Here is a 26,748-nt window from a genome sequence, read left to right on the forward strand (position 1 = left end):
GCGGCGCGGGAGCGGAAGAACCTTCGGGGCTCGCGCGATGACTACGGAACGTGAACCGGGGCCGGACCGCCTCGTCCGTTCGGGTGGCGCCCGCCCGACACCGGGCGGGCCCGGCGCCCCACCTGATCGGACGCGCGCCATGTCTTCCCGGTCGGGCGCGGCATGCTCGATATGTCACTGATTGTCGGCCCTGTCGTCGTGATCACCGCTCTCTCCACGGGGGAGCCGAACGGCGCCCTCGCGTACCGGCGAGCCCCGGTCATGAAGCCGTGGAGCGTACGCCCGTTCGGGTCACGCGGTGAGTCGAGCCTCCCACCGCGCGGTCGACGCCGTGATCACTAACCGCTGGGACGGGCGCGCCGTCGCCGTCCCGGCCGTTCGGCCACCACGGATCCGCAAGTTCCCTCTCGGGGCGGCGAATCCGGCCGACGCGTGTCGCGAACACCGTCCGCGGCGCGGGAGAGCGTCGCACGACCGCCCGCCCGCCGCTGCCCGTGTCCTCCCCGGTGAGTGGGTCGTTTGCCCGGTGGAGGAAACGACTTTGGTGATGCCTCACATGCGTGAACGTGCCCCGTCGGTGGATGCCCTGATCAGCCTTGTCGAATGCGCGCCGCAGGTCGGCGCGGTGCGTGCCAAGGAGACCGCCTCATGAACCATCCCTCCCCGCTCTCCCCGCCGCCGGAGTGTCCGGCCCACTCCCCCGGTGCGGAGCTGCTCCCCCTGTCCTTCGCGACCGGCGCGTCCGAACCCCGCGAGGTCTATCGAAGACTGCGCGAGCAGTGGGGCAACGTCGCCCGCGTCGAGCTGGAACCGGGCGTACCGGCCTGGCTCGTCATGGGCTACCGGGAGTTGCTCACGATCACCCGTCAGGAACAGGTCTTCTCCCGCGACGCGCGCAACTGGCGCGATCTCAACGAGGGCGTGGTCCCGCCGCATTCGGGGCTGCTGCCGATGATGGCCTGGCGCGCCAATGTCATCGGCGCGGACGGTCCCGAGCACCGCCGGCTGCGGCAGCCGCTGGACGACGGTGTGGCACGGATCGACCAGCGCAAGGCGCGCCGTCAGGTCCAGTCGGTGTGCACGGAGTTGATCGCGCGCTTCTCCCAGCAGGGCCGGGCGGATCTGGTGAACGACTACGCCACGATCGTCCCGATGCTCTCCATCGCGTCGCTGTTCGGTCTGGACAGCGCGGAGGGCCAGGAGCTGTTGCGGGCGCTCATCGCGCTGTTCGGCAGCGCCGACGACTCGCAGGACGGCAACCGCCACTTCGAGGAGATCCTGGTCGACGCGCTGCGCCGCCGACAGGAGAACCCGACGGACGATCTGACGACCGCGTTCATCAACCACCCGAATCTGCGCAACGAATCGGAACGTATCCAGTCGATGGCGGTGATGATCTCTTCGGGCACCGAGGGCGTCAACGCCTGGACGTCACTGACGCTGAGACTGATGCTCACCGATCCGCGGTTCGCCGCCCGGATGCACGGGGGCCGGCTCGGTGTGGACGACGCCCTCGACGAAGCCCTCTGGCGCGACCCGCCCATGAACAACATGCCCGCCCGCTACGCACTGCGCGACACCGAACTCGGCGGCCGGCACATCAGCTGCGGCGACGTCCTCATCCTCGGCATCGCCGCCGCCAACGACGACCCCGCCATCCGCCCCGACGACACCGCGGGAGAACCCGGCAACCGCGCCCACCTCGCCTTCTCCGCCGGCCCCCACGTCTGCCCCGCGCAAGTACCCGCACGCCTGATCACCCGCACCGCCGTCAGCACCGTGCTCCATCTGCTCCCCGACATGAGACTCGCCATCCCCGCCGAGGAAGTCTCCTGGCATCCCTCGCCCTGGACGCGTATTCCGGTCTCCCTCCCGGTGGAGTTCTCGGCGGCCCGGATTCCGGCCCTCGGCAGCCGGTAGCGGTAACCGTGGGCGGCGGTGGCGGTGGGTGACCGGATGACGAGACGGTGTTGCACGGAGCGCCGGGGCTCGGCTGGCTGATAGCCAACGCCCTTGATCTGCCGCCGCAGCTGGCGGCCGGTGTGATCCTGGTCGGCTGCGCGCCGAGTGGCACCGCCTCCAATGTCGTCACGTATCTGGCGCGCGGCGATGTGGCGCTGTCGGTCTCGGTCGCCACCGTCTCGACCGTCCTCGCGCCGCTGGTGACGCCGCCGCTGACGCTGCTGCTGGCGGGCGAGTTCCTGCCGGTCGACGCGGGCTCGATGGTCGGCGACATCCTGAAGACCGTGCTGCTGCCCGTGCTGGCGGGGCTGGCGGTCCGGCTGCTCGCGGGGCGGTATGCCGACCGGGCGCTGGGGGCACTGCCCTGGCTGTCGGCCGTCACGATCGCGGTGATCGTCGCGGTGGTGGTGGCGGGCAGCGCGAGCGCGATCAAGTCGGCCGCGCTGCTGGTGTTCGTCGCGGTGGTCCTGCACAACGGCCTCGGTCTGGCGCTCGGCTACGGCGCCGGAAAGCTGGCCCGGCTCGGGCCGCCCGCGAGCCGTGCGATGGCCTTCGAGGTCGGCATGCAGAACTCCGGCCTCGCCGCCTCCCTGGCCACCGCCCACTTCAGCCCGCCGGCGGCGCTGCCGGCCGCGGTGTTCTCGGTGTGGCACAACGTGTCGGGCGCGCTGGTCGCGGCCTGGATGGCGTACCGCGCGCGCCGGACCAGTTCCGGGGCCGTCCGGTCCACCGGCGCGTAGGCACATGGGGCGGTCGACGGAGCTGTAAGGCATCGCCAGAATCTGCACGACGATGATAAAAATCGACGTCGTGTAGAATTTGGGGTGAGGGAGCAGTCCAGCTCCTTTCGAGTGCTCTCTCTGGAGGAGCAATGCGGAAGCAGAAATGGCTCATCACCGGCGTCAGCTCGGGCCTCGGGCGTGCCTTCGCCCAAGCCGCCCTGGCCGCCGGGCACACCGTCGTCGGCACCGTCCGCTCGGAGAAGGACCTGCGGGCCTTCGAAGAGCTCAAACCCGGGCACGCTCGCGGCCGCATCCTGGACGTGACGGACGACGACACCGTCTCGAGCGTGGTCGCGGAGGTGGAGCAGAGCGTCGGCCCTCTGGATGTCGTCGTCGCCAACGCCGGGTACGGCTTGGAGGGCACCCTCGAGGAAACTCCGCTGGCCGAGGTGCGGCGGCAGTTCGAGGTCAACGTATTCGGGGCAGTGGCCACCCTGCAGGCAGCACTGCCCCACATGCGCCGGCGCCGCCGCGGACACCTGATGGCCGTCACCTCCATGGGCGGGCTCATGGCCGTGCCCGGCATGTCCGCCTACTGCGGCAGCAAGTTCGCCCTGGAAGGCATCCTCGAGGCACTGGGCAAGGAGGTCGCACAGTTCGGGATCCACGTGACGGCGATCGAGCCCGGTTCCTTCCGCACCGACTGGGCCGGACGGTCCATGACACGCGCCGCGCAGTCCATCGACGACTACGACGAGTTGTTCACCCCCATCCGTGAAGCGCGGCAGAAGGCCAGCGGGAACCAGCTGGGCAATCCGGCCAAGGCCGGGGACGCCGTCGTGCACATCACGTCGGTCGACCAGCCGCCGGCCCACCTCGTCCTGGGCTCGGACGCGCTGCGACTGGTCACCGCCGCGCGCACGGCCGTGGACGAGGACATCCGCGCATGGGAGACGCTCTCCCGTACGACCGACTTCGCCGAGGGCGCTCAGCTCTGATGCCCGGCCATCATCCCGCGCGGAGCCGGCGCACCACCGAACGCAAGGGCGATGTCCGGGAGCGGGCCATTCTGGACACCTGCGGAGCCCTGCTGGCGCAGAAGGGCTACGACGCCATGACCATCGGCGACATCGCCCAGGGCGCCGGCATCACACGTGGCGCCCTGTACTTCTACTTCGGCTCCAAGCAAGAAGTGGTCGCGGCACTCGTGGCCCGGACCGTCGAGCACCTGTGGGAGCGATCCCGGGCCACCGCGCAGACCGACGACCCGCGCCGGGCCATCGCAGCAGCCATGCAGCGCACGGTCGAGCTGTGGAACGAGCACGGCCTGGTCATGCGCACGGCGATCGACCTGTCGTTGACCGTGCCGGAGATCGGCGAGCTGTGGAGCCGTACAGCCGACTTGTTCATCACGGCCATCACCGCCGTTCTGGAACGAGCCGGCGTTCAGGCCGGTAACGAACCAGAACAAGCGTCAGCGATGGCACGCGCCCTGTGCTGGATGATCGAGCGGACCTTCTACCACGCCTCGCAAGAGTCCCGCGAGGAGTTGCGGAAGGCATCTTCGACCTGCGAACACATCTGGCTGATCAGCGCCGGCCTGACCGCCTGATACATCTGGCACGGACGGTGAAGGGTAAGAACCGAAGCCGCGCCACCGGCCTCGCGTCACCGGCCGCCATTACCCCGGACGTAATCGACCCCCGGCGCCCCGCGCGGCATCGTTGCGGCTACCGGGACTCGGCCGGCGCACGCAAGCTGGGCTAACTATCAGGTACAGAGACGTATCTAACCTGCGGACAGAAAAAGCCCCGATCGCCGTCCGCTGGGGGGTGGAGGGCAACCGGGGCTGTCAGAGGCGCTACTTGGCGGCGTTGACGGCATCCGTCTCGTTGTGGCAGGACCTGGGGTTCCCGCCGGCCCGTCAGGAGCTGGGGCTCCCACGACGCGCCGTGTACGGGGTCAAGGTTGCCGGGTCGATGACGATGACGAATCCGTCCCCGTAGGGACGCTTCGACCACCCCTTGCGCAGCTTCGGTTTCGCGGGCTTCATCACCGTGTACTGCCTCATCACGTCCGCGTACCGCGGATCGGTCCACTTCTGCATGTCGGCCTCTCTATCCGTTCCCCCGACGGTAGAGCCGACGGGGGGAACGGGCGCCACGAAACGTCAGTTCGGGCCCGTGTTACCGCAGTCGCCGCCGCACGTTCCCTCAGGCGGCGGCGGGGAGTGCTCGCAGCTGGCGGCGATAGGGATGGTGCCGTTGCTGGGCCCGGCCCACAGCGCGGCCTCCGGGGTGTAGCCGGCAGCCCTGATGGCGTCCTGGGTGCGGGCCAGGGCGTGGGGATCGTGGCGGCTGGTGTCTGGAGGCTCGGGTACGTGGTGGACGAAGATGCCGATCGCGTTGGCGAGTTGGGCCTTGATGCGGGTGTGGAGGATGAGCGCGTGCCAGCCCTCATCTACTACCCGGGACGGCTTCAGGCGGGCGCCGGGGTTGAAGGCGCAGGCCGCCTCGAACTTCAGTGCCTCCTCGGTGATGCTCCGGGCAACGGCCTCTTCCATGCCGGGGTTGTTGCGCTGGACGGTCCCTGCGACGGCTGTGAACTCCTCGTCCGTCAGCAGGGCTCGGGCGTCCCGTGTGGCGGGCGCCTGGGTGGTGATACTCATAGGTGCCTCCTGTTCTGGTGGATGGGTGGTGGAACCCGCTCCGGCCGCTTTCCTGGCTGGGATGTGTCGGCCGGGGCGGGGGTCAGTGAGTGCCGTGCCTCTATGTAGCGGCGAGCGGGGACCCCTCCTCCGACCTCACTCAAAGGGAGATGGGGCCCCGCCTTCCTCGCGCGACGCCGCTATGGGCGACGCACGAGGGGCTTGTGTACGGCATGACGAGGGGCCGGTCCTGCCTCTCCTCATTGGCCGTCGGTCGTCTTGCCGGCGTTCCGGTCGTAAGCGCGCACGTGATTGGTGGCAATCGTCACCTGACTGCGCTCACCGCTCACGCTTGCACCCTTGGCGGCCTTCTTCACTGTTCCCTTGGCTGCCTTGACGGTCTGCTTCTTACTCACGTTGCTGTTGTTCTCCTGATTCACACGGGACACCGGTCTGTCCGGTAGGTGCTGGCGGGCGAGTACCCGCCCCTCACCCGCGCGTCGCCGGTACTGCGCGTCACGCGGGGGGCTTTATCGGGACAGGGCCGACGGCCGTGACCTGCGCCGACCCTGTCCCGTTCCGCGCTCCGCGCGGGGGAACGGAGGAGCACGGAGTCTGTAGGTGTTGCTACGCCCGAACCAGCCGCATGGCCACGGCCACGACGAGGGCGACAAGGGAGACGATCAGCAACCACACACCCGCACAGCACGCAGCCAGCGTCTTGTACGCGTCTCTGGCACGCTGCATGTCACGTCACCTCCGGTAGCGGGTCGTCCGGGTGGGCGGAGATGTAGAGAGTCACGACGTGATGTGGGAGGCCTCCGCCGGCGCTGACGAAGTACCCGCTTGCGTTTGCCCAGTCCCGGACTCGGTGGTTCCACTCGGCACGCTGCTGACGTAGAGATTTGGGTCCCGCACCGTCACGCGTCCGCTCGATCAGGGCCTCTACGTCGCCCATGGCCACACCGCATCCCTCTGCGGGTACGGTGAGCCACACAGTTCGCCGTGTGGCTACGTAGGTCCTGTGAGTGGGATGGCGGCCGGTATGCGTCAGTGCCCATACCTCCGGGCCCACTCGGGACCCGATCGACGTGTCCGCCGACTCCTCGCACGTCTCGCACTGCGCGTCGTAGACGATCCGGTGCGTTGCGCCACGATCCGGATGCGGCCCCAGCAGCCATCCGACGGACCGGAGGAGAACCCTGGTCACCGCGGGGCCCCCTCAGGCTTCGGCGCCGGGCGGTGGATCGGGCAGTCGCATCGGGGCCATGTCGCAGAGACGCCCTCGTCTCGCGTTTTCGCGGGGTGGACGGTGTAGCGGGGTACGACGGTCGTCCGCACGCCGCCCGGACTCAGACGGTAGACGGAGATGGTCATGGTCGTGACGGTCATGAGGCCAGTTCCTTGGCGCTCCGCCACGCGGCCCGGAGGTCCCGCGCCTCTCCGCAGTCGACGCCGTTCGTTCGGCAGCCCGCGCACTTCTGTGCGTGGTCGAGGAAGGCGCTGTACGTGCGCTGGACGCTGCCCTCTATGAGCCGTGCTTTCGTCAGCACGGGGCCTGTCAGCGCAAGTTCCGTGCTTGGTCTCTGACGGCTAGTGTTCTCCATTGTCGTCGCTCCTTCGCAGCGTCGGCCGGTCCCGGGTCGTTCGCGCGACGCCGGGACACCTGATACAAGCTACGAAGGTGAGTGCCCTCTGTCTGTGGCACTTTGACTACCCGTCAGGGCTAAGTACCCCAACGAGGCTAGATCTCCAAGTGGATGTTGGCCGCCATGCTGCGCATTTCGGGTGTCAGAGTTCGTCGACCCGCAATGATTCGCCCCAGCACAGTACGGGCGTATGTTTGATGAGGCAGCCACTCAGGTGACGCTGCCTGAATGGACGCCAATTTACTGAACGCCTCCGTGTACTGCCGAGTCTTGGCGTACGCGTCTACGACGTCCAGCAAGTGACGATGACGTTCTCCCTTTACGGGGCGTAGTCCGCTTGCGGGGACTCGGTCGGCAAGGTGCAGCACGACATCCGGACGGTCAATGACACTGGCGTTCTCTGTTCGCATGAGGTGCACCGTTGTTGGCCCGAAGGTTCGCAGCGGGTCGGTCTCGGGCGCATACTCCCTGCCGAGTGTGGCAGCAGCCCCTTGGGCCAGCCTGATTGCGTCAGCAGCCTGTCCTTGCTGGGAGTTTCGTACGGCAGCTGACGACATTTTAAGGAGAAGCCGCCCCCATGTACTTAGTTCCGTCGGCGTCGCACGGGACATACGCGGTTCGGTCTCGTCGGCCCACTTCACGGCAAGGTCCAAGGCACTGTCCAGCCGCCCTTGGCGCATCAGCATCCAGCAATGTGTGTTAATCGTTGCTGCACCCTCCAAGCGGTCGCCTGCCTCGTCCAAGGCCCGATCGAGCGCGGTTTCCGCAGCGTTGTACAGACGGGTCTGGACCATGAGCACTCCGGCAAGTTGCAGAAGCCGTACGCGGACGGCGCGGCCCTCGTCCCCTAGCGCCTCAGCATCACGGAGCATGGGTGGCAGCACTGATGCCAGCGTGGCGTAGTTGTGGGCTTTATACACCGGCATAGCTGCTGCCAGACTCGCGCGTACGCCCTCCACGGTCGGCATGTCATCGTCCAGTTCCGGAATCACTGGCGGACGCTCAAGAGACCGTCGTACGCCATCCCATTGCTCCTCGGTACCTTTCACCGGCCCTTCTTCGGTAGGACCGTTGACGAGGCGCATGGTTGGCACACGGAGCGAGGCGGCAAGCTTCCGCAGCGTTTCAAGGCGTGCGCTGGAGCGCTCCCCTTGCTCAAGCTTCCGAATGATCGACAGCGACACGCCCGACGCTTTCGACAACTCCCCCTGGGTGAGTCCGCGCCGCTTCCGGATCTCTTTGACGTTCTTGCCTGTCTCGCTCATACCACAAGGGTACGGCCATTGCCCCCTCCCCCCAACGCAAAGAAGCCCCCGACATCTCATCCGTGAGATGTCGGGGGCTTCATCGTCCTACTGAGGTTGAACTCGTGATGTCGTGCTGTTGATCAGGCAGGTCGGATGGTCAGGCCGGTTTCGTTGAGGCAGCCGTCGATGAGGTGGCTGCGGTACTGGATGTGCCGTAGGCCACGCCGGATGCGCTGGTCGAGGTGTTCGGGGGTGCTGAAGGCGACGTTGGAGAGCCAGCCGCGCCGCAGGAGGGACCAGATGCCCTCGACGGGGTTGAGGTCGGGCGCGTAGGGCGGCGGATAGTAGATGGTCAGCCAGTCCCGGGCTTCGGCGAACTCCCGCAGTCCGGAAGCCTTGTGGACGTTGAGGTTGTCCCAGACCAGTAGGATCGGGCCGCCGAGCTGCTGGTGGGCGGCGCTCAGCAGGTCCCGGTAGTCGCGCCAGGAGAAGCTCTTGCGCCCGTCACGCCGGTCGTCGTCTCTGCGCGGTCGGTAGATCAGCCTCGACCGGTGGCCGGGTTTGTAGCAGGTCAGCGCGGCAATGGATATCCGTCTGCGAGAGCGGCCGCGGACCCGGACCACCGGGGTGCGGCCTCTCTGCGACCATGTCTTTGCGTGCGGCGGCGTCATGGAGAAGCCGGCTTCGTCCTCGAAGACGAGCCAGGCGCCACGGGCCGCCGCGAGCCTTCCGCGCAGGGCCACACCTCCTTGACCCACCCGGCGACAGCCTCGTCATCCCGCTCCATGGCGCGTCGGGCCGGGACCTGGCAGGACCAGCCGTTACGCACCAGGAGCTTGCGCACGCCCTGGATCGTGTAGGTCAGGTGGAAGCGCCGGCCGATCACCGTCTTCACACGGCTCAGAGTCCAGCGCTGGTCCTCCCAGCCGTACATGGCCGGCCCCTTGGCCAGCTCCGCCTCCAGCTGAGCAAACTGCTTCTCGCTCAGCCTCGGCAGCGACGCCGGCCCCTGTGACCGCAGAGCACGTGGACCGCCCTGGTCCCACACCTGCCGCCACCTCTGCTCCGAGCGGACACTGACGCGCAAGTCTTTGGCGATCACCGAACTCGCCCCGCGGGCCCGTCCCGCCGGTTCTCACGCGGACTTGGCAGTGGCCCGCGCGCCGAAGTGCACATACCTGGAGCCGTCCGCCAGCGCGTAGAAGACCACCGGTATCCAGGCGTCCCTCTCGTTGCGCCGTCCGGCGAACACGGTCTTCGACGGCGTCTCCGACACCGGTACCAGGTTCCAGAAGAGCGGTTCGAACGAGTCCTTCAGGCCGTCGGCGCCCTCGTACTTCACCTGGAGGACGCCCTCACCGACGGGCCGGTCGGTGACGGTCATCAGGAACCCCTCACGCCGGTAGCCGCCGACGAACGGCGTGGGATCCACGGCCGGTTGCGCGGGCTCCGCGGCCGGGGCCCCTGCCGCAGGACCGAACCCCGACATGGTCACCCCGGCGAGTTCGGCGGTCAGCTCGCGGCAGAGCGTCTCGAAGACCTTCGGCGCGGCGCCCCCGCCGTTGGTCAGGAGCGCGAGCGCGATCCCCGCCTCCGGGATGGCGCGCAGGTAGGCGAGCTGACCGAACGTACTGCCGTCGTGACCGAAGCCGCGCGCGCCGTCCCACTCGAACAGGCCCCAGCCCAGGCCCCAGTGGGCGCCGAGGAACCACTGGTCGGGCAGCTCGACCTCACGCGTCAGCATCGCCTTCACGGCCCCGGCGGAGAGCACTCGCGTGCCCTCCGGCGCCGTACCGCCGTCGATGAAGAGCCGGGCGAACCGCACCACATCGGCGGCGGTGGCGGAGATCCCGCCGTACGGGCCCGCCGAGCGGGGCAGCATGTTCCACAGTGGCGTGGGGACCGGGACCTCGCCGGGCTCGCCCATGTGTCCCATCGCGGCGCGGAATCGGAGCACCTCCTCGGGCAGTGTCATCGTGTGCGCCAGCCCGAGCGGGTCGCAGAGCATCTCCTTGAGCGCCTCGTCCCAGGTCAGGCCGGTCACGACCTCGACGATACGGCCGAGGACGTTGTACGCGGTGCTGGAGTACGACATGGTGGCGCCGGGCGGGTTGGTGAGCCCGACGTTTCTCACGCCGTCGACATAGCGTGCGAGGCAGTCGTCGCCCCGGCCGGTGTCGCTCACGAAGTCGCCCTCGATACCGCTGGTGTGGTTGAGCAGCTGCCGCACCGTGATCGTTCCGCCGGCCGCCGCGTCGGCGACGGCGAAGTCCGGCAGGACGTCCACGACCGGCGCGTCCAGGTCCAGCTTCCCGGCATCGGCGAGGAGCAGCACCAGCGTGGCGGTGTAGCCCTTGCTGATCGAGCCGATCTGGAAGACCGAGTCCGTGGTCGCCCCGACGCCGGTCCCGGTGTGCAGGATCCCGCTCGCCAGCTCATGGATCTCACCGCCGGCGAGTACGGCGAGGGAGGCGCCGGGGATGTGATGCGCGGCGAGGAGCTCATCGAGCCGGGCCTGCCAGCGAGCGGAGTCGAAGGCCGGGGCCGTGGCGGCGTGCCGGTTCAGGTGCGGGCTCTGTGACATGTCATCTCCTGCGGCTTCGAATGGTGACGAGGGACAAGCGACGACGAGCACCTACGTACGGCGTTCATCACTCCGCACACTGTACGGAGCCCGTACAGTGTGCGCAAGCGTGCACGCCGTACGGTCGGTCGATGTCGCCCGCTATGCCACCGACTCCACCCTTGTGGGAGCGCTCCCACTACTGGCAGCATGCGTTGCTGTGCCGCACCTACTCGCCACGGTCCGCCCCTACCGCCCCGAGGACCTTCCCGCGCTCCACGACATCTGCGTACGCACCGCGGACGCGGGCGGGGATTCCCGGCACCTCTATCCGGATCCGGACCTGATGCCGAGCATCTTCGCCGCGCCGTACGCGGCGCTGGAGCCCGAGTCGACCTTCGTCCTCGACGACGGACGGGGCCGGGCCGTCGGCTATGTCCTCGGCACGTCCGACACCGCCCGCTTCGTCAGGGCCTTCCGCGAGGTGTGGCTGCCGCCGCTCGCCGCCCGCTATCCGGAACCGGTCGGCCCGGCCCGTACCCCGAGCGAGGAGATGATCGCCCTGCTGCACCGGCCGGAGCGGATGATCCTGCCCCAACTGGCCGGTTATCCCGCGCATCTGCATATCGATCTGCTGCCCGCCGTGCAGCGCCAGGGGTACGGCCGGGTCCTGATGCACACCTTTCTGCGCGCCCTGCGTGACCGGGGAGCCGACGCGGTCCATCTCTCGATGGTCACCGCCAACGCCTCCGCCCGCGCCTTCTACGACCGGCTCGGCTTCCAGGAGATCGCGGTGCCGGATCCCGGTCCGCTCACCTATCTCGGGCGCTCGACCTCACTCGCCGACGGTTGAGTGGACAGCGCATCGGTTTCGACGCGGGTGTCATGGGGATACGAAACGAACGCGAATCGCCGGGAGTCGGGACTCCAGCTGTTGACGTTGATCGTCCCCTGCCCGCCGAACACCGGCACACGTGCCAAGGGCGTGGACCAGTCCGTGGTATCGACGAGGACCAGCTCCACATCGTGGTCTACGGGATGGCCCACGGTCCCCGCCGGATACTGGAGATACACGGCCAAGCGTCCGTTCGGCGCGAGGTGGGGGAACCAGTCGACGGTATCGGTCGAGATCAGCCGCTCGATCTTGTCCGCGGAGGGGTTTTCGCTTGGCACCCTGGCCAGTTGGGCGTGCCCGGGTTTCGATGCCCAGCGCTCGGTGTTGAAGTAGATCCATTCACCGTCGGGGGACCACTCGGGACCGTCGATGTGGCCCGCGCCCGTGTCCACCACCGTGACCCGACCACCATCAGAGGCCACCAGAGCGAGCCTGCCCGGACCGCCCGCCCCGTCGATCCTGACAAAGCCGAGCGTCGTTCCGTCGGGCGAGACTCCATGCAGGAAGTGCCAGACGTCGTCCTCGTCGGTGACCCGGCGGACGCCGCTGCCGTCCAGCGCCCCGCGATAGATGTGGCCATCCATCGCGGACATGAAGATGGCTTCACCGCCGGGATCGAGGACGTGGTCGTTGTTGAGAGCCGGCAGCCCCTCGTAGGCGATGCGACGAGGCTCGGCCGGGGATTCGAGAGGGAATGCCCACAGCCCGCCCTCGCCGTTCAGATACAGCGTGTTTCCGTCGGCTCCCCAGTTGGGCGCCTCGAAGACCGTGTGGTCGAACTCGGCGATGACCGAGTCCGAACGGGCCGCCACATCGAACACGTGGAGTCGACACGTCTGGCCTTCTCCAAGACCTCGGAAGAGGCCCGACGGGTCCTCCCCGACGGGGGGCGCCAATTCGCCCGGTGAAGGAACGTTCTCCGCGAGGTCGGCGCCGTCGAGCGGAGTCGGTTGAGAGTGCTCGTCGTTGCCCCCGGTGGGCACGGAGGGTGTGGTCATTTCCGGTTACTCCTCGGACAGCTGGTTGTCAGAACGTGACGGGGAATCAATGATGAACGCGACGGTGTCGACGCCCGGCTTCCGGGCGACCTTCGCGGTGAGTTTCGCGCCGCCCGGCGGCGACCTGGGACACGACGACGTTCGCCGGCAGACCGAAGTCGGTCCGGAGCGCTCCGGGGCAAGCGAAACCGGCGAACCCGCCCGGAGGCGGGCCCGCCGGTCGGGAAGCGGCGGTGCGTGGGCTCAGTCGTCGATCGCCGCACCATACCGGGCGTCCGCGTACGGCGCGCCGAGCGAGCCGCCGCCGTACGACCACGAGCCGGTGGCGCCGACGCCGCCCGAGCCCGCCGAGAAAACCCAGACCGCACCGTCATGCGTGTTCTCGCCGGGGGCGGCGGCCAGGAGCCCGGACTTTCCGTCGCGGTTCGGGTCCACCAGCCGGACCTGCCCGCCGAACCGGTCGCCCTTCTCGGCGGCGCCGGGGACATGCGGCGAGTTCTGGTTGAAGTCCCTGGACCTGACGGTGGTCAGACCGTCGGGCGAGCCCCGCAGCACCCATACGGCGCCCGCGTCCGCGACCGAGCCGATGTCCTCGCCCGGGGCGCCGATGGCCAGATCGGCGTAGCCGTCGCCGTCCGTGTCACCGAGCGAGAGATCCGTGCCCCAGCCGTCGCCCTCCTCGGCGGCTCCGGCCACGCCCGGCGAGTCCTGCGTCAGGTACCGCGGCGGGCTGCCGGGCCCCTCGACGCCGGCCGGGCCCTCCTCGCTCCCGTAGTAGACACCGACGACTCCACCGGTGAACGTTTCACCGCCGTCGTCCGGGCTGTGGGGCTCGCCGGTGACCAGATCGTCGTAGCCGTCGCTGTTCAGATCGCCGGAGGCGGCGACCGGGCCGCCGCGCAGCTCCCGGACGCGGGTCAGACCGTCGGCGCCGCCCGCCCAGTGCGCCGACCAGCCGTGGCCCGGCTCCTCGCCGCCGCTGACGCCCGAGACGACCAGGTCGGCGTAGCCGTTGTTGTCGTAGTCGCCGGTGGTGAGCGAGGTGGGCTGGATCGCCCGGCCGGCCGCTGCCACCCCGGACCGGTCGGCGCCCGTCAGGGCCCCGGAGTCCGTACGAACGGCCCGCGGCCGGAACGCACTTGTGGCGGCGCCCGGAGCGGCGGGTTCGAAGAGATGAAGCCGCAGATCGGTCCGGTCGAGCACGGCCAGCAGATCGCCGGGGGTGTCGGCGGTGAAGCGGGCCGCGGCGAGCCCGGCCCCGAACCGCTTCCCCGCGGTGGGCCGGTCCGCCTCCAGCCACTGACCGGCTCCACCGCTGAGGCCCTTGGGAGAGCCCCAGAGGATCACGATGCCGCCCGCGTCGGCGACCGTACCGATGTCCTCGCCGGGGATGCCCACGATGGCGTCGTCATAGCCGTCGCTGTCGAGGTCACCGGAGGCCAGCGCCTTGCCGAAGCCGTCGCCGGCCTCGGCGGCTCCGGGGACGCCCGGGGTGTTCTGGCCGATGACGGCCCGGCCGGTGGTGGTGATGCCCTTGGCCGAGCCGTACTGCACGGTGACATAGCCCGCGCCGCGGTGGCCTCCGACCGTCGCCCCCGGAGCGCCGGTGAGGACGTCCTCGTACCCGTCCCCGTTGAAATCGGTGTTGCGGTCGGCGGCGTGTGTCCCGCCGGGAGTGCCGGCCTGGGCCGCCGGGGCGGCGGTGATGGCCGCGCCCGCCAGCAGCAGGAATGAGGCCGAGGCCACGGCGATGCTGTTCTTGCGCACGAAAACGGCTCCTTTGATGAGGAATGCCAGGCTGGTGCGGGGGTGTTGGGAAAGCGCCCGTTCTTTCCTGTGCATGTTGGACGGCGGATGGGGCGGGAGGGTTGTACGAAGGCGGCGGGGCGATACGGAGGCGGGCCGTCCGTCCGACCGCGCGCCACCGTCGGACCCCGCTCGCCGGATCCACGCGCCGTCATGGCAGTGTGGGCGCCCGACCGCTGACGCGAGGAGACACCATGGGCGAGAGCGCCGACGGCACCGGCACCGGCACCGGCACCGGCACCGAATCATGTCTCGGCTTCACCGACTGGACATGGCTGAACCGGCCCGCCCAGTGGGCCGCGTACGACGACGCCCTGGACATCACCACGGAGCCGGACACGGATTTCTGGGTGACCACGCACTACGGCTTCGTACGGGACACGGGACACGCCCTGCTGCGGCCGGTGCCCGCGTCGTTCCGGCTGCGGGTCACGTTCTCCGGTGACTACCGCGAACAGTACGACCAGTCCGGGCTGTTGCTGCGGCTCGACGAGAAGAACTGGATCAAGACCGGCATCGAGTACGTCGACGGCCGGCAGCAGCTCAGCGCCGTCGTCACGCGCGAGGTGTCGGACTGGAACGTCGTACCACTGGCCCACCTCACCGACACCCCGGCACCGGTGACCGTCGAACTGCGGCGCGAGGGCGACACCGTCACGATCCTCTACGGTCTCGACGGCGAGCCCGCGACGATGCTGCGGCTCGCCTACTTCCCGCCGGAGGCGGCCGCGCAGGCCGGACCGATGTGCGCGTCCCCCGACGGCACGGGCTTCACCACGCGGTTCACGGCGCTGCACCTCGAAACGGCCTGATCCGGCAGGAGCGGAGCGCTCCGAACGGCCGGGCCGCCGGTGGCGAGGGCCGTTCCAGCGCCATATAAGGGTGCGGGCCCTCTGGTGCCGGGCGCGGCGGGACGCTTTGCTTGTCGGGTCCCGTCGTCTCCGTCCCCCGCCTCCCGCAGCCTTCCACCGCCGAGGAGCCCCGCCATGACGACTGTTCCCGTACCCGGTCCGCGCCGACTGCCGTTCGTCGGGAATCTGCCCGCCTTCGCGCGCGATCCGCTCGGCTTCTTCACCCGGCTGCGCGGCCACGGTGACCTCGTCGAGTGGCGGCTCGGACCGCAGCGGGCCCTGTTCCTCTCCCGTCCCGAGCACATCGGCGAGTTGCTCACCGGCATCGAGAGCGAGTACCGCCACCCCGAACTCGGCTGGGCGTTCAAGCTCGTTCTCGGCGAGGGCGTCGTCACCTCGGAGGGGCCCTCCTGGCGCCGCAAGCGCGCCCTCGTGCAGCCTGCCGTACGCCCCCGCCAGGTGCGGGGCTACGCGGAGACGATGTCCGACTGCGCGGCCACGCTCGCGGAGTCCTGGCGGCCCGGTCAACGTCTCGATGTGCGTGACGTGATGCTGGGGCTCACCCAGCGGATCGCCGTACGGACGCTCTTCGGCGCCGACACCGCGGGGCGCGAGTCCACGATCGGACCGGCGATGGACATCGCCCAGCGGGCCATAGGCGACGAGTTCCGCGGCGTCACGCTGTTTCTGCCGTCCTGGGTACCCACCCCGGGCCGCCGGAAGCTGAGGCGGGCCGTCGCCGTCATCGACCATGAGGTGGCCCGGGTCACCGGGTTACGCCGCCGCAGCGGCGAGGAGCGCGACGACTTGCTGAGCCGGCTGCTCGCGGCCCGGGACGAACAGGACCGGCCGCTCACCGACAGGGAGATCCGGGACGAGGCGGTCACCCTCTACATCGGCGGGCACGAGACCACCGGCACCACGCTCACCTGGGCCTGGTATCTGCTCTCCCGCAACCCGGAGGCGCGCGCCAGGCTCACCCGCGAACTCACCGACGCCCTCGACGGCCGGGCGCCCGGCCATGACGATCTCCGGCTGCTGCCCTGGACCGAGCAGATCATCAAGGAGACGCTGCGGCTCTATCCCCCGGTCTGGCTGATGACCGGGATCGCCAAGGAGCGTTCGACACTGGGCGGTCATCCGGTCGCGGAGGGCACCGTGCTCTGGTCCAGCCAGTGGAGTGCCCATCGCGACGCGCGCTGGTTCCCCGACCCGGAGGCGTTCCGTCCCGAGCGGTGGGACGCCGACGCTGCCGCCGCCGTACCCGACCACGCGTGGTTCCCGTTCGGCGGCGGTTCGCGCGCCTGCCTCGGGGCCAGATTCGCGATGGTGGAGGCCGTCCTCGTACTGGCCACGCTCGCGCAGCGCTTCCATGTCGACGTGGACGGGGGCGAGATCCCGCCGCGCACGGGGCTCACCCTCCAGCCGTCACGTCCCGTACACGGCACTCTCCACGCCGTCCGGAGCCGGCACGACAAGTCCTAGAGACCGCGCTTCCTCGCGCTCTCCGTGGCCGCGCCCATGCCGAGGCCCGCCACGATCAGCACGATGGACACATAGATCTCGTAGCCGTCGAAGTAGCCGATCCTCGCCACCACCGACCAGAGGCTGAACCACCCGTCCGTCCATTCGTGCAGCAGTCCTCCCACGCCTTGGGACAACAGGAGGAAACACAGGATCCCGCATACCGTCTTCACCCCTCGAAGCTACAAAGGGCGAGCTCAGCACGGCTATTGGCCTTCAGGAGCGGCCTCGGTGACCAAAGTCGCGAGCGCGGTCCCGCTCGCCCGTCCGAAAGTCGGCACATGCGGTGGCCCCCACGTCCTGTCGGCCGGACGCGGGGGCCACCGTACTCACCCGGTCACGCCGCCGGCGCGGCCACCGCGGACGCTCCGGAGGCCGTCGCCGCGATCCTGATCTCCGCCCGCTGCGTGACGCCGTTGACCGACACGGCGAGGATGACCGTCCCGGGCCGCAGCGCCGTGAGCGTGCCCGTCGCCGGATCGAACACCGCCGCGTGGCGTGCGCGGGCGCCGTTCCGGTCGCCGATACGGAGATTCGGGGAGCCCGTCCAGTCGGCGCTGAGCGGGAAGCCGACCGGGACCGCTCTGGTCCCCTGGGTGACGGTCGCCGTGGCGCGGGCGCTGTGCCCGGGGGTCAGCGCGGCCGGCGCGTCCAGCGTGAGTACGTCGGTGTGGGCGCGGGTCTGTACGGAGACCCAGTCCGGACCGCCCTTCCACGGAGTCAGCCGCGCGGTCGACTGCGCGCCCCGCGAGACCTGGTCGACCCCGATGAGCGACCAGCCGGTGAACCCGCCCTCGTTCGCCGGGGCCGCGGGTGCCTTGCCCGAGTTCCCGTTGATCAGATACGGCACTCCGTTCACCCGCGACGCGTCGAAGACACCGACATGGCCGCCGATGAACCCCGCGCCCTTGCCGGTGGTCCGGCGGAAGTCCGCGAGCCACTGTTCCAGGAGGGCCGCCTCCTTGCGGTCGCTCAGCTCGCTGGCCTTCTGGACGGTCGGATCGCGCGGCGGTACGTGCTCGATCACCATCACCGAGCGGACCCGGTCGTCCTTCGCGGCCGCGTCCAGCTGCTCCCGTACCGCCTTGATCTGCGCCAAGCCTCCGCCGCGCAGCGTCAGACTCGATGTGTCGAGGGTGAGGAAGCGGGTCCCCCGGTGGTCGAAGATCCGCTGGGCGGGGCCGAACCGGTCCACGAAGTTGTTGATCGTGCCGCCCATCACCTCGTGGTTGCCCGGTACGTAGTACCAGGGCACGGAGTCGCCCAGTTCCTCGGTCAGGAGTGTTCCGGCGAAGGCGAGATCCGCCGGAGATCCCTCGTCCACCAGGTCACCGTTGATGACGAGGAAGTCGGGCTTCGCCGCCTTGATCTCGCGCAGGGTACGGCGTGCCTGCGCCACGATCGCGCTGTCGGGGTCACGGGCGACGAACTGAGCGTCGGACATCACCGCGAACCGCCAGTCACTGGCGCTGGTTTCGGCCGCCGAGTCGATCAGCGGATCGGCCGGGCGCGGCTGGGCGGGCAGCTCCACCGTCGGCGGCACCTGCGCCGTCAGTCCGTCGATCACGATCTCGCCCGTGTACTGCTTGGTGGCTGCGGTCTCCGCGAGATAGAAGCGGTACACACTGAGCGGCGTCGCGGCCCCGGCCGGTACGGCGAAGGTCACCTGCCGCCAGCCGGTCCAGGTGATGTACGGGCCGCGCAGCAACTGGTCGGAACCCGCCGCGTCCTTCAGATGCAGAGTGGGCCAGGCGCCCTTGCCGTCGCCCTTGATCCAGAGCGTGAAGGACTGGGGCTGGCCGGGCACCGGGATCGGCTGGGGCGGGTTCGCGTACGCGGCGCGGGTGGCGGTGGAGCGGGTGAAGTCGTAGGCGAGGGTGAGCCCGGTGCCGGTGTGGCCGTCCGGGGTGGCCGAGACCTGGCCGTCCGCCCGTGCCTGGCTGAAGGTCCAGGACGCGGCGTCGTCGAAGGCGGAGACCGGCTGTTCGTCGAGCCCGACGCTGACGGCGAGGACGGTCGTGACGCCGCCCGCCTCGGCCGTGACGCGCCCGGCGCCGCTGCCCTTCAGGGACTTCACGGTGAAGGAGCCCCGGCCGTCGTCGGTCACGGAGAAGAGCGACCGGTCGTAGTCGAGCCGTACGTCGCGGGGTTCGATGGGTGCGCTGGTCCCGTGTGCGTCGAGGCCGACGATGCCGAAGGTGCCGGTCGCCGTGGCGTCGGCGAGTCCGACGCGCCGGGTGGTCGGCTGGATCCGGTCGAGTCCGTCGAGCACCGTCAGTTCCGTGCCGCCTCCGGCCCGTCCGCGTTCGGCCCGTACCTCGGTGGTGCCGCTGCCGCGCGCGGTGAACACCCCGTCGGAGTCGACCCGGCCCACCGAGGGCCGTACGGCCCGCCAGCGCGGATCGCCCGTCGCGGGCCCGTAGGTCTCGTCGTATCCGGCCGCGGTGAGCGTACGGGTCAGTCCGGGGAAGACCCGCTCGGGGTGGCCGCCCTTGACGGGGTCGACGCTCGGGGCGGCGCCGACGGGGGTACGGGGTTCGACCCAGAAGCCCGTGAGCCGTCCGCTGCCGTCCGGCGCGGTGAGGGCGAGGCCGTTGGGGACCGTGCGCTGGCTGCCGTCGGAGGGGCTGTTCTCCACGCGCAGCGCGTCGCTGCCCGGTGCGCGGGCGACCAGTGTGGACGAGCCGCCGCCGTCGAGGTTGAGCGCGCTGTGGGCGCCGGCGCGCCGCATCAACTGGCCCAGCTCGGTGAGGGTGACACCGCCGCTGTCGGTCTGCCGGCCGTCGACGGTGATCACCTGCATGGTGGTGCCGTCCCGCGAGAACCCGACGGCGGTGCGTGGCGCGGCGGTGTTGTTGCCCTCGCCGTCGTGATTCTGCGCGACACCGTCCACGACGAGCAGTTCACGGCCGCCCACAGCGGTCCGCGGCACGGATCCGCGCTCGGTGCGCGGCCGGTACTCCAGGGTGACCGGGTCCCCGGGGCGCAGGGCGCGGAGCGCCTCGGCGCCCGCTTCCCGGCCGACCAGGACGGTCGTGCCCTCGGCGATCGCTCCGGTGCCGGGACGGTCCGTCACGGAGACGACCCGGCCGTCCCGTACGGCGGCCTCGGCCACGGGGGTCGCCCGGTCCACGGTGAGCGCGCGGTCGGCCACACCCCAGCCCGCGTTGTACGCGCCGATGCCGCCGGCGGGCACATTGGCCGCGTTGTAGGCGTTCAGGGCGCGCGGCCCCGAGGGGAGCGTCACGGTGCCGTCGAAGTACAGCTTCAGGAGGCGCCCGGCGTTCCCGGGGCCGATACCGATGGCCTGGTTGACGCCCGGCGCGGGTGAGTGCGTGACCTCGCCGTCCGCGATCCCGGGGCCCTGGGGCGCGCCCGTCTCGTTGATGTCGAAGAAGTCCGCGTTGATCGCGGCGACGGTACGGCGTCCGGGTCCCGCGTCATGGCCGGCGGCCAGTTCCGAGACCGTACGGCGGTCGGAGACCTTGCCCGACGAGAGGTAGTCGGCCTGAGCGCCGGTGCCGTCGAGGTCGACGGAGAGCGCGTCCACGCGCAGCCACTTGTCGGATTCGAGCCGGTCGTACGAGGTGAGCCGGACGCCGGGGGCGATCGGGCGCGAGGCCCGCGCGGTCTCGATGCCGTCGGCGTCGGCGACGGATCTCGGCGTTCCGGTGGCTCTCGGGTCCGTGGTGGCCGCGCTCGCGGGTGGTGGCGCGACCGGCCGCAGTACCTCCGCGGCGATACGGGGTCGGGGGTCGGGGGTGGAGTCGGCGGAGGACGGGGATACCGCCCCCACCGTCAGAGCGGTCACAGCCGCGAACAGCACGGCGGTCCGCCCGGCGATGCCTGGGCCCACAACTTCTCCTGGAAGACGGTGGATACGCATGGCTTGCGCGATGTCGGCCGCCAGCATTGCCGTGCTCACACCAATGAACCAGGGGTTCGCGGATACGTCGGGGAGAACACGCGGTGACAGGGGGGAACGGGGCAGCGAATCCGGCCGGTATCAGACGCCGCGTCGGAAGCTGCGCCGCCGTCAGAAGCTGTCCCGGCTCACATGGACGGCCGGGGCGTGCGTGGCGTCAGACGCTGTCACGCCGCAGGAGCAGCAGGGCCATGTCGTCCCCGCCGCTCCGCTCCCCCACCGCCGCGAACAGCAGGTCCGCCAGATCCTCCAGATCCGCCGGGCCCGTCCGTACGGTCTCCCTGAGCCCCTCCAGGCTCTCGCCGAGGTCGATGCCCGGCTGCTCCACCAGCCCGTCGGTGCAGAGCAGCAGCGTGTCACCGGGCCCCAACACTCCCGTGGTCACCGGATAGCCGATCCCGCCGAGCTCCGCGAACTCCGCGGAGAGCCCGAGGGGCAGTCCGCCGGACGCCTCGATCCAGTGGCAGCTGCCGTCGGCGCGCCGGACCAGCGGGTCGAGATGGCCCGCCCGTACGATCCGCAGCCCTCCGGTCGACAGGTTCACCTCCGCGTAGGTGCAGGTCGCGAAGCGGTCGGTGCCCAGTTCGCGCAGCAGGGCGGAGGCGCGGGCCATCGCGGTGTCGGGCGGATGCCCCTCGGCGGCGTACGCCCACAGCGTCATGCGCAGCTGGCCCATGACCACGGCCGCGTCCGTGTCATGGCCCTGCACATCACCGATCGTCAGCCCGACGCGGTTGCCGGGGAGCGGAAGCACGTCGTACCAGTCACCGCCCACACTCCGGCCGATGCGCGCGGAGCGGTAGCGGAAGACAGTCCGCGCGCCGGGGACCTCGGGGACGTGCCGGGGCAGCATCGCCCGCTGGAGATCCTGGGCGAGGTCGTGCTCCTGCTCGTAGAGGATGGCCCGTTGCAGACTCTGCGCGATACCGCTGGAGAGCGCGACCAGCAGATTGCGTTCCTCGGCGCTGAAGTCGCCGTGCCGGGGGTAGAGCAGCCCCATGGCGCCGATCATCGTGCCCTGGGCGAGCAGCGGCAGATAGGCGCCGGAGGCCACGGACAGCGGCTCGACATGCGGCCAGAGGAGCGGATAGGAGGACCGGAAGTCCTCGCGCGAGGTGATGAAGCGGGGCCGCTGGGTGCGTACCACCTCGCTCATCGGGAACTGGGCGTCGATCCGGGTGTACCGCAGCTCCGGTACGTACGACCCCGACCGGCCCTCGGCGATCGTCCGGATCCACCCGCCCTCCACCACGCCCAGCATGACGCTCACGGCCTTGAGATGGCCGAGCGCCTCCTCGTCCCGCAGGACGTCGAGGACGTCCTCGACGGTCTCGGCGCGCGCCAGCAGGACGGTCGTGCGTTCCACCACCCCGGTCATCCTGCGCCGCGCCTCGTCCAGATCGCTTCTGGCGGCCACCTCGGTCAGCTCGTGTTCCGCGTTCCGTACGAGGCCGATGATCCGCCGGGGCCGTCCCACGGCGTCGTAGGCGATATGCCCCTGGGCACGGGTCCACTGTCGTGATCCGTCGCGGCGGACGATCCGGAAGTACGCCGCCACCTCGGTCGCTCCCTCCTTGAGCGCCCGCGCCAGCAGGCTCTTCAGCCGCGCGGCCTCGAACAGCGGCATCCGGCGGACGAGGCTGCGCGGACTGCCGGCGTACTCCTCGGGGCGAAGGCCCAGGATCTGGAGGGCGGGCGCGTTCAGATGCAGCAGCCCGCTGGCGAGATCCCAGTCGAAGCTTCCCATCCGGTTGAGAGCGAGGCTCAGCTCCGGATGGGCGGGCCAGTCGTCCGGCAGCGACACGGCAGCCGGAGGTGCGCCCCGATCAGCCATGGAGCCACCATCTCACCGATCGGCTCGTCCCACTCCTCGAACCACTGCCCGGTCCGGCGCCATGAACACCGGAAAGCGTTTCCCAGCGGGAGCGTGCCGGAGGAAACTGGGTGTCTGCGACCGAGCGTGCGCCAACACTGTCGAAAGAGGACTCCGCTCCCCATGCAGAAACCCGAATCCGTCCCGCGTTCCAGTCCGCTGGACCATCACTATTCCGGGGAGCATCCGCTCCGCACCCTCGCCTATCTCTTCCGGCCCGACCGCCACCGGCTGTCCCTCGCGGTCGTGGTGTTCGCCGTCAAACACATTCCGGTCTGGCTGCTGCCCCTGATCACGGCCAACATCATCGACGTGGTGGTCGATCACGGTCCGGTCGCTGAACTCTGGTACAACACCGGTGTTCTGGTGTTCGTCCTGATGCTGAATTTTCCGCTGGCGCTGCTGTACGCGCGCCTGATGAGCTCCAGCATCCGCCGGATGGGCCGCGAGCTGCGCTCGGCGCTGTGCCGCCGGATGCAGTACCTGTCCATCGGCTACCACGCCCGGGTCAGCGCGGGCGTCCTGCAGACCAAGGTCGTACGGGACGTCGAGGGCGTGGAACAGATGACCCAGCAGAGCGCCGACATGGGGCTCGGCGCCATCATGACGCTGATCGGTGGACTGGCGGTGATCGGCTACCGCGCCCCCGTCGTACTGCCGGTGTTCCTGGTCGTCGTGCCGTTCGCGGCCCTGCTGGTACGCCGGCTGCGCTCCCGGATCCGCAGCAACAACGAGGAGTTCCGGCTGGAGATCGAGCAGCTCTCCTCACGTGTCGGCGAGATGACCACGCTCATCCCGATCACCCGTGCCCACGGTCTGGAGCGGACCGCGCTGCACCGCGTCGACCACACCCTGGAGCGGGTGCTCTCCGCCGGGTTCCGGCTCGATCTGCTCAACGGCCGCTTCGGATCGCTCTCCTGGATCCTGCTCAACACGATGGCGGTCGGCTGTCTCTCGGGCTCGGCGATCGTCGCGTACTACGGATGGCTGGGACTCTCGGCCGGCGACGTCGTGATGATCAGCGCGTTCTTCACGTCGCTGACCGCCTCACTGACCACGCTGATGAATCTGACCCCGATCATTTCCAAGGGCCTGGAGTCGGTCCGTTCGATCGGTGAGGTCCTTCAGGCGCCCGACTTGGAGAGCAATGAGGGCAAGGCGTCCGTCGACCGTATCGGCGGGCGTATCGACTTCCAGGGGATGGGTTTCCGCTATCCCGAGGCGACGGAGCACTCGGTACGCGAGTTCGACCTGTCCGTACGGCCCGGCGAGACCATAGCCCTGGTCGGCGCGTCCGGGGCGGGCAAGTCCACGATCCTGAATCTCCTGATCGGTTTCATCCGCCCCACCGAGGGCCGGATACTGCTCGACGGCGCCGATATGGCCTCCCTGGATCTGCGCACCTACCGCCGCTTCCTGTCGGTCGTACCGCAGGAGTCGATCCTCTTCGAGGGAACCATCCGGGAGAACGTCACCTATGGTCTGGAGGGCGGCACCGACGACGACGCGCTGCGCGGGGCGCTGCTCGCCGCGAACGCGATGGAGTTCATCGAACGGCTGCCGGACGGCCTCGACACGGTGGTGGGACAGCGCGGCGCCCGGCTGTCGGGCGGGCAGAAGCAACGGCTGGCGATCGCCAGGGCGCTGATCAGGGATCCCCGCATCCTGGTGCTCGACGAGGCGACCTCCGCCCTCGACAACACCTCGGAGGGGCTGATCCAGGACGCGCTGTCCCATCTGGTCCGGGGAAGGACGGTGTTCGTCGTGGCGCACCGGCTGTCCACCATCCAGAACGCGGACCGCATCATCGTGATGGAGCGGGGCCGCATCGTCGAGGCGGGCAGCCACCACGAGCTGCTGGCACGGGGCGGGGCGTACGCGACCACGCTCCAGCCGAGGCGCTTGGGCTGAGGCGCCGCTCGGCGGGGGCGGCGCGACCGTGCGGCCGCTCGTCCGCGGGCCGAGCCCACTGCGCTGACCAGGTGATACTGACGCTGAGTCGGAACAAGATCGCCGGATATCCGTTACCGAGCATGAGTCGGGGCGTTGAAGGGGCGTGAGGCCGCACATCGTGCGGCTGTGCTCCAACCGGTTCAAGGAGATTCTTGATGTCGCGTATCGCGAAGGCAACAGCTGTTCTCGTCGGCGCGGGCGTCGTGCTGGCCGGTGGCGCCGGTATGGCCGCCGCCGACGCCGACGCCGAGGCCGCCGCCATCGGCTCACCCGGTGTCCTGTCGGGCAATGTCATCCAGGTGCCCGTGCACGTCCCGATCAACGTCTGCGGCAACACCATCAACGTCGTCGGTCTGCTGAACCCGGCGTTCGGCAACCACTGCGCCAACATCTCGGGCGAGAAGCACCACAAGGGTCGCGAGCACCACAAGGGTCGCGAGCACCACGAGGGTCGCGAGCACCACGAGGGCGACAAGCACCACAAAGGTGACGAGCACCACAAGGGTGACGAGCACCACGAGGGCGGCGAGCACCACGAGGGCGGCGGCTACGGCGGCTGATCACCGATGAGGACGCGCGGCCCCGGGGTCGCGCGCATTCAGTGAGGGACGACCCCCCGCGTGTTCACGACGTGTTCGCGCGGGGGGTCGTCGCGTCTGCCGGAGAGTCACCCTTCGTAGCGGCACAGGTCCCGGCGGTCGAGAAGTCCGGACGGTTGCACATTCCGGGGCGGCATCGGTTCCACCGGACTGATCACCCGGCCGCTCTGTGGATCTCCGTCGCCCGGCTTCGCCTTCGGCAGACAGGCCGCCTCCGGCCGTCGGTCCCGCCGTACGCGAAAGCCGGTCCGACGGCGGCGACCGCCATCGGACCGGCCTCTGCTCGGACGATGCTCAGCAGCTCAGGTTGGACCCGGGAGTGGTCCCGAGGATCTGCACGAAGCGCTGGTAGTTGTTGATACGGCTCTGCACCTGCCCGGGGTTGCCCCCGTTGCATTCGATGCTGCCGTTGATGCTGCGGATGGTCTCACCGAAACCACGGCTGTTGACCATGGCGTTGTGCGGAGTCATCGTGCCGGGTCCGGTCTGGGTGTTCCAGTACCAGAGGGCCGTCTTCCAGGCCACGGCCGAGTCGTTCTGCACGAGCCAGGGGTTGTTGAGGAGGTCGATGCCGAGGGCGTCGCCCGCGGCCTTGTAGTTGAAGTTCCAGCTCAGCTGGATCGGTCCGCGCCCGTAGTACGCGGCCTGTCCGGCGGGGCAGCCGTAGGGCTGCGAAGCGTCGCAGTAGTGCGGGTAGTTGGCGGTGTTCTGCTCGACGATATGGACGAGCCCGCCGGTCTCGTGGCTGACATTGGCCAGGAAGGCGGCGGCCTCCTGGCGCTTGATCGTGTCGCTGCCGGTGTTCGCGAAGCCGGGGTAGGCGCTGAGGGCGGCGGTCAGGCCGCTGTAGGAGTAGAAGGAGTTCCGGCTCGGGAACATCTGGTTGAACTGGCTTTCGCTGACCACGAATCCGCCCTGGGGCGGCGGGGTGGTGCCGCAGGTGTACGGCTCCCAGTACCAGGTGCTGATGACCGGGTCGTAGCCCGGGTTGTCGTGCTCGGCTCGGTAGAACTTGCCGTCGGTGTACTTGACGATGTCGCCGGCGACATACGCGCGGCCCGCGACCCAGGCCGGGTGGTCACAGCTGCCACCTCCGCCGCCGGGGCTGGAGCCGTCACAACTGCCCTGGTCGGCCCAGACGGCGGCGGAGCCGGGGGTCTCCCCCTGGGTCCACCACTTCGCCGACCAGTTGCGACCGTTGTACGAGGCGACGTTTCCGCCGGTGTAGACGGCGGAGGCGGTCCAGCCGGGGCCGCAGGTCGCGGCGGAGGCGGACGAGGCGGGCAGGAATACCGCGAGGGCGAGGGCCGAAACCATCGCCGTCAGCAGGGCAAGACCTCGCTGTCTCAAACGACTCACTCCTTCGCGCGAGCGGCCGCTGCCGGCGCTCGCCATGGGGGGTGAGGGAACCAAAGCGGAATTGCGTGGGCCCTGTCAAGGTCTAGACCAAATCGGTGACCGACGGACGGTCCGTCACCAGCCGTTCAACGACGCCCCGTTGTCGGCCGTTCAACGGGCGTTCCGTTCCCGAACG

At 69.7% G+C, this 26,748-nt stretch carries 22 protein-coding genes and 1 pseudogene; 9 read left to right on the top strand and 14 right to left on the bottom strand.

Features of this window, described 5'->3' with window-relative positions:
- Positions 1-648 precede the first annotated feature (648 nt).
- The 4 genes and pseudogenes from ACIRQP_RS26110 to ACIRQP_RS26125 all read left to right on the top strand — a co-directional run bounded on the left by ACIRQP_RS26110 (position 649) and on the right by ACIRQP_RS26125 (position 4,296).
- Positions 649-1,920, top strand: a complete 1,272-nt coding sequence (locus tag ACIRQP_RS26110; RefSeq protein WP_403893568.1) for a cytochrome P450 — start codon at positions 649-651, stop codon at positions 1,918-1,920.
- 62 nt (positions 1,921-1,982) lie between these two features.
- Positions 1,983-2,702, top strand: a pseudogene (locus tag ACIRQP_RS26115) (bile acid:sodium symporter family protein); the annotation flags it as partial.
- 131 nt (positions 2,703-2,833) lie between these two features.
- Positions 2,834-3,682: an oxidoreductase gene (locus ACIRQP_RS26120; protein WP_403893569.1), complete on the top strand. Its 849-nt coding sequence runs from the start codon at positions 2,834-2,836 to the stop codon at positions 3,680-3,682.
- On the top strand, positions 3,682-4,296 hold the full coding sequence (locus tag ACIRQP_RS26125; protein ID WP_403893570.1) for a TetR/AcrR family transcriptional regulator: 615 nt from the start codon (positions 3,682-3,684) through the stop codon (positions 4,294-4,296). Before ACIRQP_RS26120 ends, ACIRQP_RS26125 begins: the two co-directional genes overlap by 1 nt.
- A 312-nt stretch (positions 4,297-4,608) precedes the next feature.
- Here ACIRQP_RS26125 and ACIRQP_RS26130 read toward each other — a convergent pair whose 3' ends face one another.
- The 8 genes from ACIRQP_RS26130 to ACIRQP_RS26165 all read right to left on the bottom strand — a co-directional run bounded on the left by ACIRQP_RS26130 (position 4,609) and on the right by ACIRQP_RS26165 (position 10,811).
- Positions 4,609-4,791 (bottom strand): hypothetical protein, encoded by a 183-nt coding sequence (locus tag ACIRQP_RS26130; protein WP_403893571.1) that lies wholly within the window; start codon positions 4,789-4,791, stop codon positions 4,609-4,611.
- Between the two features lie 63 nt (positions 4,792-4,854).
- On the bottom strand, positions 4,855-5,352 hold the full coding sequence (locus tag ACIRQP_RS26135) for a hypothetical protein (RefSeq protein WP_403893572.1): 498 nt from the start codon (positions 5,350-5,352) through the stop codon (positions 4,855-4,857).
- A 239-nt stretch (positions 5,353-5,591) separates the two neighbouring features.
- The gene (locus ACIRQP_RS26140) at positions 5,592-5,771 is read right to left on the bottom strand and encodes a hypothetical protein (RefSeq protein WP_403893573.1); all 180 of its coding nucleotides are present in this window, start codon (positions 5,769-5,771) and stop codon (positions 5,592-5,594) included.
- A 948-nt stretch (positions 5,772-6,719) separates the two neighbouring features.
- On the bottom strand, positions 6,720-6,938 hold the full coding sequence (locus tag ACIRQP_RS26145; protein WP_403893574.1) for a hypothetical protein: 219 nt from the start codon (positions 6,936-6,938) through the stop codon (positions 6,720-6,722).
- 137 nt (positions 6,939-7,075) lie between these two features.
- Positions 7,076-8,245 carry a helix-turn-helix domain-containing protein gene (locus ACIRQP_RS26150; RefSeq protein WP_403893575.1) on the bottom strand — a complete coding sequence of 390 codons (1,170 nt, stop codon included), beginning with the start codon at positions 8,243-8,245 and terminating at the stop codon, positions 7,076-7,078.
- Positions 8,246-8,367: 122 nt separating this feature from the next.
- Positions 8,368-8,898: a transposase gene (locus ACIRQP_RS26155; protein WP_403893624.1), complete on the bottom strand. Its 531-nt coding sequence runs from the start codon at positions 8,896-8,898 to the stop codon at positions 8,368-8,370.
- A complete protein-coding gene (locus tag ACIRQP_RS26160; RefSeq protein WP_403893576.1) occupies positions 8,895-9,329 on the bottom strand; it encodes a winged helix-turn-helix domain-containing protein in 435 nt (144 codons plus the stop codon). The genes ACIRQP_RS26155 and ACIRQP_RS26160 overlap by 4 nt, the downstream gene beginning before the upstream one ends.
- A gap of 33 nt (positions 9,330-9,362) precedes the next feature.
- A complete protein-coding gene (locus ACIRQP_RS26165; RefSeq protein ID WP_403893577.1) occupies positions 9,363-10,811 on the bottom strand; it encodes a serine hydrolase domain-containing protein in 1,449 nt (482 codons plus the stop codon).
- Positions 10,812-11,010: 199 nt separating this feature from the next.
- On the opposite strand from ACIRQP_RS26165, the gene ACIRQP_RS26170 reads away from it, so the two are divergent.
- Entirely contained in the window at positions 11,011-11,643 is a 633-nt protein-coding gene (locus ACIRQP_RS26170; RefSeq protein WP_403893625.1) for a GNAT family N-acetyltransferase, read from the top strand.
- On the opposite strand, the gene ACIRQP_RS26175 is transcribed toward ACIRQP_RS26170, so the two are convergent.
- Positions 11,607-12,683 carry a TolB family protein gene (locus ACIRQP_RS26175; protein ID WP_403893578.1) on the bottom strand — a complete coding sequence of 359 codons (1,077 nt, stop codon included), beginning with the start codon at positions 12,681-12,683 and terminating at the stop codon, positions 11,607-11,609. The genes ACIRQP_RS26170 and ACIRQP_RS26175 overlap by 37 nt on opposite strands.
- Positions 12,684-12,926: 243 nt before the next feature.
- On the bottom strand, positions 12,927-14,450 hold the full coding sequence (locus ACIRQP_RS26180) for an FG-GAP repeat protein (RefSeq protein WP_403893579.1): 1,524 nt from the start codon (positions 14,448-14,450) through the stop codon (positions 12,927-12,929).
- Positions 14,451-14,683: 233 nt separating this feature from the next.
- On the opposite strand from ACIRQP_RS26180, the gene ACIRQP_RS26185 reads away from it, so the two are divergent.
- Both ACIRQP_RS26185 and ACIRQP_RS26190 read left to right on the top strand, forming a co-directional pair.
- Positions 14,684-15,301: a DUF1349 domain-containing protein gene (locus tag ACIRQP_RS26185; RefSeq protein ID WP_403893580.1), complete on the top strand. Its 618-nt coding sequence runs from the start codon at positions 14,684-14,686 to the stop codon at positions 15,299-15,301.
- Positions 15,302-15,475: 174 nt separating this feature from the next.
- The gene (locus tag ACIRQP_RS26190) at positions 15,476-16,825 is read left to right on the top strand and encodes a cytochrome P450 (protein WP_403893581.1); all 1,350 of its coding nucleotides are present in this window, start codon (positions 15,476-15,478) and stop codon (positions 16,823-16,825) included.
- Here the strand turns inward: ACIRQP_RS26190 and ACIRQP_RS26195 are convergent.
- The 3 genes from ACIRQP_RS26195 to ACIRQP_RS26205 all read right to left on the bottom strand — a co-directional run bounded on the left by ACIRQP_RS26195 (position 16,822) and on the right by ACIRQP_RS26205 (position 22,623).
- Positions 16,822-17,037: a hypothetical protein gene (locus tag ACIRQP_RS26195; protein WP_403893582.1), complete on the bottom strand. Its 216-nt coding sequence runs from the start codon at positions 17,035-17,037 to the stop codon at positions 16,822-16,824. The two genes, ACIRQP_RS26190 and ACIRQP_RS26195, sit on opposite strands and share 4 nt — an antisense overlap.
- A 164-nt stretch (positions 17,038-17,201) precedes the next feature.
- The gene (locus tag ACIRQP_RS26200) at positions 17,202-20,720 is read right to left on the bottom strand and encodes a phosphodiester glycosidase family protein (protein WP_403893583.1); all 3,519 of its coding nucleotides are present in this window, start codon (positions 20,718-20,720) and stop codon (positions 17,202-17,204) included.
- Positions 20,721-20,946: 226 nt separating this feature from the next.
- Positions 20,947-22,623, bottom strand: coding sequence for a SpoIIE family protein phosphatase (locus tag ACIRQP_RS26205; RefSeq protein ID WP_403893584.1), 1,677 nt, complete (start codon positions 22,621-22,623; stop codon positions 20,947-20,949).
- A gap of 162 nt (positions 22,624-22,785) precedes the next feature.
- Here ACIRQP_RS26205 and ACIRQP_RS26210 point away from each other — a divergent pair, with 162 nt between their 5' ends.
- Both ACIRQP_RS26210 and ACIRQP_RS26215 read left to right on the top strand, forming a co-directional pair.
- Positions 22,786-24,573, top strand: coding sequence for an ABC transporter ATP-binding protein (locus ACIRQP_RS26210; RefSeq protein WP_403893585.1), 1,788 nt, complete (start codon positions 22,786-22,788; stop codon positions 24,571-24,573).
- 197 nt (positions 24,574-24,770) lie between these two features.
- Positions 24,771-25,175 carry a chaplin gene (locus ACIRQP_RS26215; RefSeq protein ID WP_403893586.1) on the top strand — a complete coding sequence of 135 codons (405 nt, stop codon included), beginning with the start codon at positions 24,771-24,773 and terminating at the stop codon, positions 25,173-25,175.
- 333 nt (positions 25,176-25,508) lie between these two features.
- Here ACIRQP_RS26215 and ACIRQP_RS26220 read toward each other — a convergent pair whose 3' ends face one another.
- A complete protein-coding gene (locus tag ACIRQP_RS26220) occupies positions 25,509-26,564 on the bottom strand; it encodes a glycoside hydrolase family 19 protein (protein ID WP_403893587.1) in 1,056 nt (351 codons plus the stop codon).
- Positions 26,565-26,748 lie beyond the last annotated feature (184 nt).

This window comes from Streptomyces sp. NPDC102274 (assembly GCF_044766385.1).
In the GTDB taxonomy this organism is placed as follows: domain Bacteria; phylum Actinomycetota; class Actinomycetes; order Streptomycetales; family Streptomycetaceae; genus Streptomyces.

Coding starts and splice junctions, on each gene's coding strand:
- ACIRQP_RS26110 (WP_403893568.1), top strand. CDS start 649: ATGAACCATCCCTCCCCGCTCTCCCCGCCGCCGGAGTGTCCGGCCCAC.
- ACIRQP_RS26120 (WP_403893569.1), top strand. CDS start 2,834: ATGCGGAAGCAGAAATGGCTCATCACCGGCGTCAGCTCGGGCCTCGGG.
- ACIRQP_RS26125 (WP_403893570.1), top strand. CDS start 3,682: ATGCCCGGCCATCATCCCGCGCGGAGCCGGCGCACCACCGAACGCAAG.
- ACIRQP_RS26130 (WP_403893571.1), bottom strand. CDS start 4,791: ATGCAGAAGTGGACCGATCCGCGGTACGCGGACGTGATGAGGCAGTAC.
- ACIRQP_RS26135 (WP_403893572.1), bottom strand. CDS start 5,352: ATGAGTATCACCACCCAGGCGCCCGCCACACGGGACGCCCGAGCCCTG.
- ACIRQP_RS26145 (WP_403893574.1), bottom strand. CDS start 6,938: ATGGAGAACACTAGCCGTCAGAGACCAAGCACGGAACTTGCGCTGACA.
- ACIRQP_RS26150 (WP_403893575.1), bottom strand. CDS start 8,245: ATGAGCGAGACAGGCAAGAACGTCAAAGAGATCCGGAAGCGGCGCGGA.
- ACIRQP_RS26155 (WP_403893624.1), bottom strand. CDS start 8,898: ATGACGCCGCCGCACGCAAAGACATGGTCGCAGAGAGGCCGCACCCCG.
- ACIRQP_RS26165 (WP_403893577.1), bottom strand. CDS start 10,811: ATGTCACAGAGCCCGCACCTGAACCGGCACGCCGCCACGGCCCCGGCC.
- ACIRQP_RS26175 (WP_403893578.1), bottom strand. CDS start 12,683: ATGACCACACCCTCCGTGCCCACCGGGGGCAACGACGAGCACTCTCAA.
- ACIRQP_RS26185 (WP_403893580.1), top strand. CDS start 14,684: ATGGGCGAGAGCGCCGACGGCACCGGCACCGGCACCGGCACCGGCACC.
- ACIRQP_RS26190 (WP_403893581.1), top strand. CDS start 15,476: ATGACGACTGTTCCCGTACCCGGTCCGCGCCGACTGCCGTTCGTCGGG.
- ACIRQP_RS26205 (WP_403893584.1), bottom strand. CDS start 22,623: ATGGCTGATCGGGGCGCACCTCCGGCTGCCGTGTCGCTGCCGGACGAC.
- ACIRQP_RS26210 (WP_403893585.1), top strand. CDS start 22,786: ATGCAGAAACCCGAATCCGTCCCGCGTTCCAGTCCGCTGGACCATCAC.
- ACIRQP_RS26215 (WP_403893586.1), top strand. CDS start 24,771: ATGTCGCGTATCGCGAAGGCAACAGCTGTTCTCGTCGGCGCGGGCGTC.